Source organism: Bradyrhizobium sp. CCBAU 45384 (genome assembly GCF_028128665.1).
GTDB lineage: Bacteria > Pseudomonadota > Alphaproteobacteria > Rhizobiales > Xanthobacteraceae > Bradyrhizobium > Bradyrhizobium manausense.
Genome location: NZ_LBIZ01000117.1, coordinates 292,560 through 306,512 on the forward strand (window position 1 = coordinate 292,560; position 13,953 = coordinate 306,512).

Sequence of the window (13,953 nt, forward strand, 5' to 3'; positions counted from 1 at the left end):
AGAAGAAGCATGTGCGGCGCGAGGGAGAACGCAATGGCGATTGCGGAGCAGCATAATTCGACGCAGGCATCCGGCGACAAGAGCTGGCATGGCATCGTCCTGCAAACCCTGAAGCGGAATGAAATCAGTCTCATTCCCTACGTGCCCGACCGGGTGTTGACGCCGCTGATCAAGAATCTGCACGCCGATGCTTTCTTTACGACCTTTGCCACCGCCCGCGAGGAAGAGGCCGTCGGCATCGTCTCGGGCGCCTGGATGGGCGGACGGCGCGGCGCGGTGCTGATGCAGACCTCGGGCTTTGCAACGCTGGCAAACACCCTCGCCTCGCTCGCGGTGCCCTACCAGATCCCGCTGATCATGTTCGTCTCCGAGCGCGGCACGCTTGGCGAATTCAACTACGGCCAGTCGCTGGTCTGCCGCACCATGCGCCCGGTGCTGGATTCGCTGGCGATTGAGCACCACACCATCACCCGGCTCGACGAGCTGGAATTCATCGTCGACCGCTCGATCAAGCAGGCCGTCACCACACAGGCGCCGGTGGCGCTGATCCTCAACCCGCTGCTCACGGGCGGCAAGATCTTCGACAAATGAGCGCCGTCATGAACACTGGCAATACCAAGATCATGAATCGCTTCGATGTGACGTCGCGCCTGATCGCAAAACTCAAGCATGAGGAAGCGGTGATCGGCGGCATCGGCAATACCAATTTCGACCTCTGGGCCGCTGGCCACCGCCCGCAGAACTTTTACATGCTGGGCAGCATGGGGCTCGCCTTCCCGATCGCACTCGGCGTGGCGCTGGCGCAGCCCGATCGACGCGTCTTCGCGCTGGAAGGCGACGGCTCACTGCTGATGCAACTTGGCGCGCTCTCGACGATCGCGGCCTTGAAGCCGAAGAACCTGACTATGATCGTGATGGACAACGGTATCTACCAGATCACCGGTGCGCAGCCGACGCCCGCCGCTGGCGTCGCCGATCTCGTTGCAATCGCACAGGGCTCGGGCCTCACCAACAGCGCATGGGCCGCGGACGAAGAGGATTTCGAGCGGCTGGTCGATCAGGCGATGTCGGCTGACGAGCCCAGCCTGATCGCGCTCCGCATCGACGACAAACCCGGCGTCGGCACCACCCGCCGCGATCCCGTGCAGATCCGCGAGCGCTTCATGCACGGCCTCGGCGTGCGCGAGCCGCTCTGACATTCAATGGTCGACGACAAGGCCCCGCGGAGCGTCACTCCGCGGGGGCCATTTCAATTCCTGACGTTCAACCGGATCAGTCGATGATCTTGATCACCCGGCGCGTGCGCGGCTCGACGATCACGCGGCGATCATTCACCACTGCGTAGCGATACTGGGTGTAGTTCGGCACGGGGCGCAGCACCACGGTCGGGGGCAGCGGCTCGCCGACCTCGACGCGCTCGTGAATCACGACTGAATCATCGCGCGGGATGCCGCCGAGGATCGCGTTCGGAATCTCGAGACCGGCGCCGACCGCCGCACCCACGGTGCCCCCAACCATCGCGCCGATCGGGCCGCCGACTTCACCGCCCGTGCGTGCGCCGTTCCTGGCGCCTTCTTCGGTCGTCGACTGAGCAAAGGCTGCACTCGACGCCAGCAGCGACGCGGCAGCCAACGAAATCACAAGACGGGTCTTCATATCTACACTCTCCAGTGTTGTTGTATGCGCTTTCAACCCGCGGGGGCGCACCATTGTTCCGGTTCCCCTGTGACGAAAGTTGCATTAAACCTTGAGAGTGTTACGCCGTAACAATTCAGCTGGCTGCGATCTCGTGGCCCGCCATCAGTTCCAGCGCACGCACCATCGCCGAATGATCCCAGCCCTTGCCGCCATGCGCGGTGCAGGACGAGAACAGTTGCTGCGCGACTGCCGTGCTCGGCAGCGACAGGCCGAGAGCGCGCGCGCCTTCGAGCGCGAGATTGAGATCCTTTTGGTGCAGCTCGATGCGGAAGCCGGGATCGAAATTGCGCTTCACCATGCGCTCGCCATGCACTTCGAGAATCCGCGACGAGGCGAAGCCACCCATCAGCGCCTTGCGCACCAGCGCCGGATCGGCGCCGGCCTTGGAGGCGAACAGCAGCGCTTCACTCACCGCCTCGATCGTCAGTGCCACAATGATCTGGTTGGCGACCTTGGTCGTCTGGCCGTCGCCATTGGCGCCGACATGCGTGACGTTCTTGCCCATTTTGTCGAAGATCGGCTTCGTGGTGCCAAAGGCCCGCTCGGGACCGCCGACCATGATGGTGAGGCTCGCGGCCTTGGCGCCGACCTCCCCGCCGGACACCGGCGCATCGAGGTAGTCCGCACCGAGTGCCTCGATCTTCCTGGCGAATTCCTTCGTCGCCAGCGGCGAGACCGAGCTCATGTCGACCACGATCTGGCCCTTCGAGAGGCCGCCCGCAACGCCGTCCTTGCCGAACAGCACCGCCTCGACGTGCGGCGTGTCGGGCACCATGATGATGACGACATCGGCTTCCTCCGCGACCTCCTTGGCCGATTTGCAGGCGACGCCGCCTGCGGCAATCAACTCGGGGGCGACGGGCGCAATGTCATGCAGGAATAGGCGATGGCCCGCAGCAAGGAGATGGCCGGCCATCGGCCGTCCCATGGTGCCAAGTCCGATGAATCCGATGTCGATCATGGTCTCGTTTCCTCTCGATCAGGTAAGTCGATCCGCGCGCTCGCTCAACGCTCCCCCAAGCGCGAGAGGGAGCGCACCGCCGCTGTGGCTGCGTCTCACGTCTCAAATGTCTGCGCGGCGTGCCAGGACAGGCCTTCCAGCGTCGTGGTGCGCGGCTTGTATTCGCAGCCGATCCAGCCACGATAACCGATCGCGTCGAGATGGCGGAACAGGAAGGGATAGTTGATCTCGCCGGTACCGGGCTCGTGCCGGCCGGGATTGTCGGCGAGCTGGATGTGGGCGATCTGCGGAAGGTATTCCTGCATGGTGCGAGCGAGATCACCCTCCATGATCTGCATGTGATAGATATCGTATTGCACAAACAGGTTGTTCGACCGCACCTCGGAGATCAGCCGTAGCGCCTGCTCCGTGCCATTGAGGAAGAAGCCGGGAATGTCGAGCGTGTTGATCGGCTCGACCAGCAGCTTGATGTTCTCCCGCGCCAGCGTCGAAGCCGCAAAGCGCAAATTGCCGACCAACGTCTCCTGAAGCTCGCGCGGATCGGCGTCCGCAGGTGCGATGCCGACGAGGCAATTGAGCTGCTCGCAATCGAGCGCCTTGGCATAATCGATGGCGCGAAACACGCCGTCGCGGAATTCGGCGGTGCGATCGGGCATGATCGCGATGCCGCGCTCGCCGGCGGTCCAGTCGCCGGCGGGGAGATTGTGCAGCACCTGGGTCAGCCCGTGGGCCTCAAGCTGTTCGCGGAGCTGCGCCTTGTCGAAATCGTAGGGAAAGAGATACTCGACCCCGACAAAGCCTGCGGCCTTCGCCGCGGCAAAGCGGTCGATGAACGGCATCTCGTTGAAGAGCATGGTCAGGTTGGCGGCGAATTTCGGCATGATGCTGTCCCCTATTCTGCCGGCTGCAGCACGCGCGCAGACCCGACCTCGTCGAGCGGCAAATTCAGCACCTCCTCGAACTCGACGATGTTGTCGATCTCGGTGCCCATCGCAATGTTGGTGACGCGTTCGAGGATGAACTCCACCACCACGGGCACGCGGTGCTTCGCCATCAATTCGCGTGCGGTCGCGAACGCGGCCTGCGTGTCCTTGGGATCGGTGACGCGGATCGCCTTGCAGCCGAGGCCTTCGGCCACCGCGACATGATCGACGCCGTAGACGCCGATCTCCGGCGCGTTGATGTTCTCGAAAGAGAGCTGGACGTGATAATCCATCTCGAAGCCACGCTGGGCCTGGCGGATCAGGCCAAGATAGGAATTGTTCACGACGACGTGGATGTAGGGCAGATTGAACTGCGCTCCGACCGCGAGCTCCTCGATCAGGAACTGGAAGTCGTAGTCGCCGGACAGCGCGACGATGTCGCGATCCGGGCACGCCGCACGCACGCCGAGCGCTGCCGGCAAGGTCCAGCCCAGCGGACCAGCCTGCCCGGCATTGATCCAGTTACGCGGCTTGTAGACGCCCAAAAACTGCGCGCCGGCGATCTGCGACAGGCCGATCACCGTGACATAGGTGGTGTCGCGGCCGAACGCCTTGTTCATCTCCTCATAGACGCGCTGCGGCTTGATCGGAACGTTGTCGAAATGGCTCTTGCGCAGCATGGTCTTCTTGCGGTCGCGGCAGGACGCGGGCCACGCCTGGCGCTCGCGGAGCCTGCCGGAACGTCGCCACTCCCGGGCGACGGCAACGAAGAGTTCGAGCGCGGCCTTCGCGTCCGACACGATGCCGAGATCGGGGTTGAACACGCGCCCGATCTGCGTCGGCTCGATATCGACGTGAACGAATTTGCGCCCCTTGGTGTAGGTCTCGACCGAGCCGGTGTGCCTGTTGGCCCAGCGATTGCCAATGCCGAGCACGAAATCGGACTCCAGCAGCGTGGCGTTGCCATAGCGATGGCTGGTCTGGAGACCGACCATGCCCGCCATCAGCACGTGATCGTCGGGGATCGTGCCCCATCCCATCAGCGTCGGCACCACAGGCACATTGGCGATCTCGGCGAATTCGACCAGCAGGTCCGAGGCGTCGGCATTGATGATGCCGCCGCCGGCAACGATCAGCGGACGCTCGGCGGCGTTGAGCATCTCCAGTGCCTTCTCTACCTGCTTGCGCGTGGCGGTGGGCTTGTAGACCGGCAGCGGTTCATAGGTCTCGTCGTCGAACTCGATCTCGGCGAGTTGCACGTCGAGCGGCATGTCGACCAGGACCGGCCCCGGCCGGCCCGAACGCATCACATGAAACGCCTGGCTGAAGACGCGCGGCACCAGCGCCGGCTCGCGCACGGTCACCGCCCATTTCGTCACCGGCTTTGCGATCGACTCGATGTCGACAGCCTGAAAGTCTTCCTTGTAGAGCCGCGCCCGCGGCGCCTGGCCGGTGATGCAGAGGATCGGAATGGAATCGGCGATCGCCGAATAGAGGCCGGTGATCATGTCGGTGCCGGCCGGCCCCGAGGTGCCGATGCAGACGCCGATATTGCCGGCCTTGGCCCGTGTATAGCCTTCGGCCATGTGCGAGGCACCCTCGACATGGCGCGCCAGGATGTGGCGGATCGAGCCACGCTTCTTCAGCGCCGAGTAAAGCGGATTGATCGCCGCCCCAGGAACGCCGAAGGCGGTCGAGATGCCTTCCTTCTCCAGGATACGCACGGCTGCATCGACGGCTCGCATCTTCGCCATATCGGACCTCGCTCAAGTTTAAGTCAGCGAGCGAGATCATCAGGTGCGCAGATGCACATCTCAACGAGATCGATTTTATTTTCCACGATGCGGCAGCCGCTGGAAAAACGCGGCGGTCTCAATTGGTTAGATCGAGAAATGCGTGAAAGCTGGTCATTCGAACAACGGCGCCAGCTCCATCTGCGGCACCAGCACGAGGCCCTTGTCGGTGATGCGAATTTCCGGAATGACCGATAGCGGAATCAGATTGAATCCCATGTAGGGGATGGTGCAGCCGGCCTCGGCCCATTCCTTCTTCAGCACTTTGACCTCTTCGGCCACTTCGATGACGCGCTTGTCCGAGAGCAGCCCCGCGATGGGCAGCGGCACCAGCGCCCTCACCTTGCCGTCGGCGACGACGCAGACGCCGCCCTGCTGCTCCTTGATCGCAGCGATCGCGACCTGCATGTCGGGCTCGTTGGTGCCAGCGACGATGATGTTGTGGCTGTCGTGGCCCACGCTGGAGGCAACCGCGCCGCGCTTCAGGCCAAAATCCTTTAGCAGGCCGTAAGCGACGTTGCCGGCCGACTTGCCATGACGCTCCACGACAGTGACGAAGCACAGGTCATACCGCGCGAACAGCGACGGCCAATCCTTGGCCGGCTCGATCGCGACCTTCTCGTGGATCAGCGTAATGCCGGGCAGCGCGGTCTTGATGGCGTTGACGGTGCAGGCCTTTGTCGGTAGCTCCGGCGTCAGCTTGATCTTCTCCGGCAGCTTCACGGTCGCGTATGCCGCCTTCGGATATTGATAGCGCTGCGACAGCGCCTGATCGAGGCGCGGCGTGATCTTGCGGTTCTCCACCACGAGCTCGCCGCCATACCAGGTCGATTGCGGCTTGAGATTGTCGTCCATCAGCACGAGATCGGCGCGGCGGCCGCCGCCGAGCCCGCCGATATCCCCCTCCATGCCAAAGCGGGTGGCGCCGTGCAGCGAACCCATCGACCAGGCCTGTTCCGGCGACATCCCCGCCTTCACGGCTTCGCGCACCACCCAGTCGAGGCCAAAGAGCAGGAGATCATCGGCATCGCGGTCGTCGGTGCAGACTGCGGTGCGCTTGTGCGAGGCCCCGAGTTCGGTGATCGTCCGGATCGCCTGCGGCAGCGAATGCCAGGGCGTCGTCGGCGGGCCGCCGCGCAGGAAAATCCAGACGCCTGCATCGAGCAGATCGTCGGCGATGTCGCGGTCGATCGCTTCATGCGTGTCGGTGACGCCGGAAGCCGCATAGGCCGCGACGAATTCACGGCCGTAGATATGCCCGGACACGGGTCGCCCGCGCTTCAGGGCTGCCGCGAGGATCGCGTGGCTGCGCTCGTCGCCCATGGTCACTGGCACGAAATCCATCTTTTCGCCGAGCGCGACGGCTTCAGGCCAGCGGTCGAACAGACCGGCGATCTTGTCGGGCGTGAGGTCGCCGCCGGCGGTCTCCAGTTCCGCCGAGGTTGCCGGCACCGTGCTCGGCACCGTCAGAAAGATCGAAAGCGGCGCCTCACGGGCGTCCTCCAGCATCGCCTCGACGCCGGCGACGTCCATGACGTTGCCGATCTCGTGGCTGTCGCAGAAGATCGTGGTGGTCCCGTTGAGCAGCGCGGCCTCGGCGTAGGCGCAGGCCGTCACCATTGAAGATTCGATGTGAATATGCGGATCGACCAGCCCCGGCGCGATGATCCCGCCCGCGGCGTCATACAGCGGCACGTGGCTCCACATCTTCTTCGCCGTTCCGGCCGGTTTCACCGCGGCGATGCGGCCGCCCGTGATCCAGACCTCGCGTCCCGGATGGATCCGCTCCGAATAGGTCGAGAGTACCCTTGCACCTGAGATGACGAGGTCGGGTGCGAGCCGCGCAGAGGCGACATCGGCGAGACGTCGCGTCATCGAATGCAGTGGCGCGACGGCAAAGCGGGTCAGTTTGGTCATCGGAGCTCCCGGCGGACGTGGTTCGTCCGGCAATGGTTGCGCCCTCATGCAGGAGGGGCAACTCAATTAAAACGGCACTTCTGCTTACGCATTGGGCAGGACCGGCCGCTGGCACGTGGCCGGCACAGCCCATCGATGGCCGCGGAAGCATAGCACGGCGCCGCTACGGCCGCCCTTCCCTCATCCGTTACAGCCCGAAATGAACTTCGCCCGCGCCGCCGCGATCAACTCAGGCCATGCTCAGACTCCTCGCCCTTCCCATCGAGATGTTGCGGATCGCCTTTTATGCGTTACAGGGCCTTTTCGACACGCTGCGGGCGCGCAACCGGCTGAACCTGGAATTCAACGTCCTCGTCAACGCGCCGCGGGATGACTTGTGGCAGTTCAGCACGGCCGATCATATGGTACTGGATGGCCCGCCTGTGCTCGAGATCTCGCGCGCGCCCGTCCCTGATAGTGACGGCCTTTGGCTGACACGCGTCCTTGTCAGCGGCCAACGCAGGGCGTCTCGCGCGAGCTCGTGCGCGACGAGGTGAGCGGCGTTAAGACGTTTCAGCTCGAACGACTCTCAATCGGGGGCGGCTTCGCGCTGGCCTGCGCCTCGATCACGACGTTTGTCCTGTATGTCTACGTGATCAGGGCCGTACTCGACTAGGACGCCTTCGGCTCCGGCGCGACGCCGCCGAGTGCGGCCGTTAGTTCCGCCGCTACCTCGCGGACCATGCGGCCAACCTCCGGCAATCGCTCATCGGTGATGCGGCTGGTCATCCCGGACACCGAGATTGCCGCAAGCGGCTCGGCCAGCGCGTTGTAGACCACGGCGGCGACGCAGCGCAGGCCCATCTGAGCCTCCTCGTCGTCGATTGCAAAGCCCTGCTTGCGAACCGTCGCGAGTTCTCTAAAAAGGTCGCTGGGCCGCACGATGGATTTTTCCGTGAGTCTCGGCATGCCGTGATGGCGGATGACCGCGCCCACATCCTCGTCGGAATAGGTCGCGAGCACGGCCTTGCCGACCCCCGATGTCACCATCGCGACGCGGCCGCCGACCTTGGTCAGCGAGCGCATGATCTCGCGGCTCTCCATGCGGGTCAGCACGATGATGAACTCGTCATCGACAACGGCGAGATTGGCGGTCTCGCGGGTGAGATCGCGCAGTTTGCGCAAATAAGGAATCGCCTGCGCGGTGAAATTGCGCCGCCGCGCGAAGCTCGCCCCGACGGTGAAGCTGCGGACGCCAACATGCCATTTGGACTCGGCGCGGTCGAACTGCACGAAGCGGCGGCTTTCCAGCGTCGCCAGCAGGCGGTGCACGGTCGAGGCCGACAGGCCGGTGCGAACGGCGAGATCGCTGAGGCGATAACCTTCGTCGTCCTCGGCCAGCGTCTCGAGGATCGACAGCGCGCGGTCGACAGACTGCACGCCGCCGTCACGATCGGCCTCCGCAGCCGATCGTGTCTCAGGCGATTTGCGCCGGATCACGTTCTTGCCCATCGCGACCTGCCGCTGTGGCTGGCGTCATTCGGGGGCGCGCGAAAGCGCGAACCCGGAATCTCGAGATCCTCAAGCGCACAAGTGCGCACCATAGTTCGACGCTTCGCGCCGCCCCGGGATGACCGGAGAGATTAGGCTCAGAGCAGCCCTGCCCCGCGCGCCCACTTGTACTTGGCACCTAACACCTCGACCGGCAGCTCGGTCGAGTAGGCATAGGCCGGGATGCCGTTCTGGTAGAGATATTCGGCGGCTTCCTCGACTTCGACGTCGCCGGCCAGTGAGGCCACGATTGGCTTCACAAAGCCCTTGGCCTCCATCTCCTTCTTCACCTCGACCATATTGCGGGCGAACACCATCGGCGGGGTGACGATGGTGTGCCAATAGCCGAGGATCAGTGAGTGGATACGCTCGTCCGACAGACCGAGCTTCACCGTGTTGACGTAGGTGATCGGCGGCTCGCCACCGGTGATATCCACAGGGTTACCAGCCGCGCCGAACGGCGGGATGAACTTGCGGAAGGCCGCATCGAGATCCGGCGGCATCGACATCAGTGACAGGCCGTTGTCGACACATGAGTCCGACAGCAGCACGCCCGAGCCGCCGGCACCGGTGATGATCAGCACGTTCTCGCCCTTAGGCGTCGGCAGCACCGGCACGCCGCGGGCGAATTCGAGCAGCTGCCGCAGGCTGCGGGCGCGGATCACGCCCGATTGTGCCAGCACGTCCTCGTAGATCTTGTCGTTACCGGCGAGCGCGCCGGTGTGCGACGAGGCCGCCTTCGCGCCGGCCGAGGTGCGGCCGGCCTTGAGCACAACGACCGGCTTCTTCTTGGAGACCCGCTTGGCGGCTTCCGCGAAGGCGCGACCGTCCTTGAGGTCCTCGCAGTGCTGCGCGATCAGATTCGTATTCGGATCCTGCTCGAAGAAAGCGAGCAGATCGTCCTCATCGATATCGGACTTGTTGCCAAGGCCGACGATCGCGGAGACGCCCATCTTGGCCGAGCGCGAGAAGCCGATGATGGCCATGCCGATGCCGCCCGACTGCGACGACAGCGCCGCGTGGCCCTTGACGTCGTAGGCGGTGCAGAAGGTCGCACAGAGATTGGCGGGCGTATAATAGAAGCCGTAGATGTTCGGTCCCATCAGGCGGATGTCGTACTTCTTGCCGACCTCGACGATCTCGGCCTGCAGCTCCGGCGCGCCGGCCTCGGCAAAGCCTGACGGAATCAGCACCGCACCAGGAATCTTCTTCTCGCCGCATTCAGTGAGCGCACCGGCGACGAACTTCGCGGGAATCGCGAACACCGCGACGTCGATCACGCCGGACACGTCCTTGACGCTCTTGTACGCCTTGTAGCCGAGGATCTCGGCTGCCTTGGGATGGATCGGAATGATCTCGCCCTTGTAGCCACCGTTGATGAGGTTCTTCATCACGGAGTTGCCGATCTTGCCGTCCTCGGCCGAGGCGCCGATCACGGCGACCGCCTTCGGCTGCATGATGCGGTTCATGGCTGCGACGATCTCTTCGGTCGGACGCGGCTTCGGCTTGGGTTTGTAGGCGAAGTCGACGACGATACGCACGTCCGCCGCAATCGCGTCCTTGGCGGTGGCGAACACAGGGTTGAGGTCGAGCTCGACGATTTCAGGGAAATCGGTGACGAGCTGCGAAACCTTGACGATGACATCGGCCAGAGCGGTGCGGTTCACCGGCTCGCCGCCGCGCACGCCCTTCAGAATTTCATGCGCCTGGATGCCGTCGAGCATCGACAGCGCGTCTTCCCTGGTCGCGGGCGCGAGGCGGAAGGTGATGTCCTTCAACACCTCGACCAGCACACCGCCGAGACCGAAGGCGACCAGCTTGCCGAACGAGCCGTCGGTGATCGAGCCGACGATCACTTCGGTGCCACCGGCCAGCATCTGCTGCACCTGGATGCCCTCGATCTTGGCGTCGGCTTTATACTTCTTGGCGTTGCCGAGAATGGTCTCGTAGGCCTTCTCGGCATCTTCAGCCGTCTTGACGCCGACGATGACACCGCCCGCTTCGGTCTTGTGGAGAATGTCCGGGGAGACGATCTTCATCACCACCGGGAAGCCCATCGACGACGCCATTTTGCCGGCCTCGCCGGCCGACTTCGCCACGCCCTCTTTCGGCACGGGAATGCCGTAGGCATCGCAGACCACCTTGCCTTCCGGCGCTGTCAGGCTGGTGCGTTTGTCGGCCTTGACCTGGTCAAGGACCTTGCGGACGACGTCTTTGGAATTCGACATGAGCTTCTCCCTTGACCTTCAGTTCTTGCTTTGCAAAGCGCGCGTGATGCGGCTGCCCGTGATACTTGCCATCTCCGCGCCCTGTTCCACCTAGCGGAACGGAGGGCTGAAAGGCCTTGATGACTCCGCCAGCTTGGATCAAAAATGGCTAACGATGGCATTTGGTATGCCAGGAGCCAACTTGTCAAGCCAGAGCACGGCCGATAACGCCGCAAAAAATAGGCAGCTTGACATTCTGGCATGTGGTATGCCAAAAACTTTCCGGCAAATATTCCTGTAAAAGACGACTCCCACTGGAGGAGAATCGTCGTGTCACTGCGGAAACCAACCAAGGCGTTGCCGAACATGGCCGAGGCAGACATCGCAATCGTTCGTATTGCCCCGGAGAGTAGCTTCAAGAACAAGGCGTATGACGCCTTGAAGGAAGCCATCCTCAAGATGGACATCTATTCGACGCCCGAGCCTGTCATGCTGGACGAGCGCGCGCTGTCCGAACGGCTGGGCGTCAGCCGCACGCCCATCCGCGAAGCGATCGCGATGCTCGAGCAGGATGGTTTCGTGAAGACCGTGCCGCGCCGCGGCATCATGGTGGTACGCCGGACCAAGAGCGAGATCGTCGACATGATCCGCGCCTGGGCGGCGCTTGAGAGCATGGCGGCGCGCCTGATCACCACCACCGCGCGCAAGAAGGACATCACGGCGCTGCGCGACTACTTCAAGGATTTCGGCAAGGACCGCCTGCCCGAGGATCACGTCGAGGAATATTCGAAGGCGAACATCGCCTTCCACCAGGCGCTGATCTCGCTGTCGGAATCCCCTGTGCTGGTCGATCTCACCAACGACCTCTTGCTGCACGTGCGCGGCTATCGCCAGCTGACGATCGGCCGCAAGGACCGCACCGCGACCTCCCTGCCCGAGCATCTCGGCATGATCGAGGCGCTGGAAGCGCGCGACACCGAGCTCGCCGAGAAGCGCGCCCGCGACCACACCCTTGGCCTTGCCGCTTACGTCGAAGCGCACGGCCAAGAACTGTTTACTTAACTGCTCACCTAGCGACCTTCACCAGAAGGGCGAACCATTCGCCCCACCTACCTTGAGATCAGGGAGACAAGGCCCATGCTGAACACCGCGACCAAGTCCGAAGCACCGGGCACCGAGCAGGAACTGACGGATGGCTTCCATCTCGTCATCGACGCGCTCAAGCTGAACGGCATCAACACCATCTATAATGTGCCGGGCATCCCGATCACGGATTTGGGCCGCATGGCGCAGGCCGCCGGCATTCGTGTGATCTCCTTCCGTCACGAGCAGAACGCCGGCTACGCCGCTGGCATCGCCGGCTATCTCACCAAGAAGCCCGGCGTCTGCCTCACGGTGTCCGCCCCGGGCTTCCTGAATGGTCTCACCGCGCTCGCCCACGCCACCACCAACTGCTATCCGATGATCCTGGTCTCGGGCTCCTCCGAGCGCGAGATCGTCGATCTGCAGCAGGGCGACTACGAAGAGATGGACCAGCTCGCGATCGCAAAGCCGCTGTGCAAGGCGGCCTATCGCGTGCTGCACGCCCAGGACATCGGCATCGGCTTTGCCCGCGCCATCCGCGCCGCCGTCTCGGGCCGTCCGGGCGGCGTCTATCTCGACCTGCCGGCAAAGCTGTTCGGCCAGGTGATGAACGCCGAGGCCGGCCAGAAGTCGCTGGTCAAGGTGATTGACGCTGCGCCCGCGCAGATCCCCTCACCCGCGTCGGTGAAGCGCGCGCTCGACGTGCTCAAGGGCGCCAAGCGTCCGCTCATCATTCTCGGCAAGGGCGCGGCCTACGCGCAGGCCGACGAGGAGATCAAGAGCTTCGTCGAGAAGAGCGGCGTGCCGTTCCTGCCGATGAGCATGGCCAAGGGCCTGCTCCCCGATACGCACCCGCAATGCGCCGGCGCTGCGCGCTCGACCGTGCTGAAGGACTCCGACGTCGTCATGCTGATCGGCGCGCGGCTGAACTGGCTGCTCTCGCATGGCAAGGGCAAGAGCTGGGGTGATCAGCCGAAGAAGTTCATCCAGGTCGATATCGAGCCGAAGGAAATGGACTCCAACGTCGAGATCGTCGCGCCCGTGGTCGGCGACATCGGCTCGGTGGTCTCCGCCTTCAACCAGGCGATGGGAACGGGCTGGACCGCCCCGCCAGCCGAATGGACCAAGGCGGTGTCGTCCAAGCGTGAAGAGAACGTCGCCAAGATGGCGCCGAAGCTGATGAACAACAAATCGCCGATGGACTATCACGGCGCGCTCGGCGTGCTGAAGAACGTGATCAAGGATCATCCCGAAGCGATCCTCGTCAACGAAGGCGCCAACACGCTCGACCTCGCCCGCGGCGTCATCGACATGTACCGCCCGCGCAAGCGTCTCGACGTCGGCACCTGGGGCGTGATGGGCATCGGCATGGGCCAGGCGATCGCGGCCGCGCTCGAGACCGGCCACCCCGTTCTTGCAGTGGAAGGCGACTCGGCCTTCGGCTTCTCCGGCATGGAGGTCGAGACCATCTGCCGCTACAACCTGCCGATCTGCGTCGTCATCTTCAACAATGACGGCATCTATCGCGGCACCGACGTCAACGGCGCCAACTCCGATCCCGCGACCACCGTGTTCGTCAAGGGTGCGCGCTACGACAAGATGATGGAGGCCTTTGGCGGCGTCGGCGTGAACGCGACCTCGCCGGATGAACTGAAGCGCGCTGTGAATGAAGCCATGGCATCCCGCAAGCCGACGCTGATCAACGCCGTGATCGATCCGGCCGCGGGCTCGGAAAGCGGCCGCATCGGCAACCTCAATCCGCAGAGCGTTCTGCAGAAGAAGAAGTAGTCCCCCCTCAACCCTTATTCCCTGCGGGTGCAGGGGCAGACAGAGTACGGAGC

The 13,953-nt window shown here is 63.8% G+C and carries 12 protein-coding genes; 5 read left to right on the forward strand and 7 right to left on the reverse strand.

Annotation, left to right across the window (positions count from 1 at the left end; genetic code table 11):
* The first annotated feature begins 33 nt into the window (after positions 1 to 33).
* Both XH80_RS32880 and XH80_RS32885 read left to right on the forward strand, forming a co-directional pair.
* Positions 34 to 591 (forward strand): thiamine pyrophosphate-binding protein, encoded by a 558-nt coding sequence (locus XH80_RS32880; RefSeq protein ID WP_271602187.1) that lies wholly within the window; start codon positions 34 to 36, stop codon positions 589 to 591.
* An 8-nt stretch (positions 592 to 599) separates the two neighbouring features.
* Entirely contained in the window at positions 600 to 1,196 is a 597-nt protein-coding gene (locus XH80_RS32885) for a thiamine pyrophosphate-dependent enzyme (RefSeq protein ID WP_271602188.1), read from the forward strand.
* 76 nt (positions 1,197 to 1,272) lie between these two features.
* Here XH80_RS32885 and XH80_RS32890 read toward each other — a convergent pair whose 3' ends face one another.
* The 5 genes from XH80_RS32890 to XH80_RS32910 all read right to left on the reverse strand — a co-directional run bounded on the left by XH80_RS32890 (position 1,273) and on the right by XH80_RS32910 (position 7,292).
* The gene (locus XH80_RS32890; protein ID WP_057742034.1) at positions 1,273 to 1,656 is read right to left on the reverse strand and encodes a DUF1236 domain-containing protein; all 384 of its coding nucleotides are present in this window, start codon (positions 1,654 to 1,656) and stop codon (positions 1,273 to 1,275) included.
* 115 nt (positions 1,657 to 1,771) lie between these two features.
* Entirely contained in the window at positions 1,772 to 2,659 is an 888-nt protein-coding gene (locus XH80_RS32895) for a 2-hydroxy-3-oxopropionate reductase (protein WP_271602189.1), read from the reverse strand.
* A 95-nt stretch (positions 2,660 to 2,754) separates the two neighbouring features.
* A complete protein-coding gene (gene hyi, locus XH80_RS32900; RefSeq protein ID WP_271602190.1) occupies positions 2,755 to 3,540 on the reverse strand; it encodes a hydroxypyruvate isomerase in 786 nt (261 codons plus the stop codon).
* 11 nt (positions 3,541 to 3,551) lie between these two features.
* Positions 3,552 to 5,336, reverse strand: a complete 1,785-nt coding sequence (gene gcl, locus XH80_RS32905; RefSeq protein WP_271602191.1) for a glyoxylate carboligase — start codon at positions 5,334 to 5,336, stop codon at positions 3,552 to 3,554.
* A 153-nt stretch (positions 5,337 to 5,489) separates the two neighbouring features.
* The gene (locus XH80_RS32910) at positions 5,490 to 7,292 is read right to left on the reverse strand and encodes an adenine deaminase C-terminal domain-containing protein (RefSeq protein WP_271602192.1); all 1,803 of its coding nucleotides are present in this window, start codon (positions 7,290 to 7,292) and stop codon (positions 5,490 to 5,492) included.
* Positions 7,293 to 7,528: 236 nt separating this feature from the next.
* Between XH80_RS32910 and XH80_RS32915 the strand changes: the two genes are divergently transcribed.
* The gene (locus XH80_RS32915; RefSeq protein WP_271602193.1) at positions 7,529 to 7,828 is read left to right on the forward strand and encodes a hypothetical protein; all 300 of its coding nucleotides are present in this window, start codon (positions 7,529 to 7,531) and stop codon (positions 7,826 to 7,828) included.
* A 115-nt stretch (positions 7,829 to 7,943) separates the two neighbouring features.
* Here the strand turns inward: XH80_RS32915 and XH80_RS32920 are convergent, their stop codons facing one another.
* Positions 7,944 to 8,783 (reverse strand): IclR family transcriptional regulator, encoded by an 840-nt coding sequence (locus XH80_RS32920; protein WP_271602194.1) that lies wholly within the window; start codon positions 8,781 to 8,783, stop codon positions 7,944 to 7,946.
* Between the two features lie 137 nt (positions 8,784 to 8,920).
* On the reverse strand, positions 8,921 to 11,050 hold the full coding sequence (locus XH80_RS32925) for an acetate--CoA ligase family protein (RefSeq protein WP_271602195.1): 2,130 nt from the start codon (positions 11,048 to 11,050) through the stop codon (positions 8,921 to 8,923).
* A gap of 345 nt (positions 11,051 to 11,395) precedes the next feature.
* On the opposite strand from XH80_RS32925, the gene XH80_RS32930 reads away from it, so the two are divergent.
* A complete protein-coding gene (locus tag XH80_RS32930; protein ID WP_164933761.1) occupies positions 11,396 to 12,091 on the forward strand; it encodes a GntR family transcriptional regulator in 696 nt (231 codons plus the stop codon).
* 75 nt (positions 12,092 to 12,166) lie between these two features.
* Positions 12,167 to 13,900 carry an oxalyl-CoA decarboxylase gene (oxc, locus tag XH80_RS32935; protein ID WP_271602196.1) on the forward strand — a complete coding sequence of 578 codons (1,734 nt, stop codon included), beginning with the start codon at positions 12,167 to 12,169 and terminating at the stop codon, positions 13,898 to 13,900.
* Positions 13,901 to 13,953 lie beyond the last annotated feature (53 nt).

What these genes read in the sequence shown, in the direction of transcription:
- XH80_RS32880 (WP_271602187.1), top strand. Translation starts at nt 34, where the DNA reads ATGGCGATTGCGGAGCAGCATAATTCGACGCAGGCATCCGGCGACAAG.
- XH80_RS32885 (WP_271602188.1), top strand. Translation starts at nt 600, where the DNA reads ATGAACACTGGCAATACCAAGATCATGAATCGCTTCGATGTGACGTCG.
- XH80_RS32890 (WP_057742034.1), bottom strand. Translation starts at nt 1,656, where the DNA reads ATGAAGACCCGTCTTGTGATTTCGTTGGCTGCCGCGTCGCTGCTGGCG.
- XH80_RS32895 (WP_271602189.1), bottom strand. Translation starts at nt 2,659, where the DNA reads ATGATCGACATCGGATTCATCGGACTTGGCACCATGGGACGGCCGATG.
- hyi (WP_271602190.1), bottom strand. Translation starts at nt 3,540, where the DNA reads ATGCCGAAATTCGCCGCCAACCTGACCATGCTCTTCAACGAGATGCCG.
- gcl (WP_271602191.1), bottom strand. Translation starts at nt 5,336, where the DNA reads ATGGCGAAGATGCGAGCCGTCGATGCAGCCGTGCGTATCCTGGAGAAG.
- XH80_RS32910 (WP_271602192.1), bottom strand. Translation starts at nt 7,292, where the DNA reads ATGACCAAACTGACCCGCTTTGCCGTCGCGCCACTGCATTCGATGACG.
- XH80_RS32915 (WP_271602193.1), top strand. Translation starts at nt 7,529, where the DNA reads ATGCTCAGACTCCTCGCCCTTCCCATCGAGATGTTGCGGATCGCCTTT.
- XH80_RS32920 (WP_271602194.1), bottom strand. Translation starts at nt 8,783, where the DNA reads ATGGGCAAGAACGTGATCCGGCGCAAATCGCCTGAGACACGATCGGCT.
- XH80_RS32925 (WP_271602195.1), bottom strand. Translation starts at nt 11,050, where the DNA reads ATGTCGAATTCCAAAGACGTCGTCCGCAAGGTCCTTGACCAGGTCAAG.
- XH80_RS32930 (WP_164933761.1), top strand. Translation starts at nt 11,396, where the DNA reads ATGGCCGAGGCAGACATCGCAATCGTTCGTATTGCCCCGGAGAGTAGC.
- oxc (WP_271602196.1), top strand. Translation starts at nt 12,167, where the DNA reads ATGCTGAACACCGCGACCAAGTCCGAAGCACCGGGCACCGAGCAGGAA.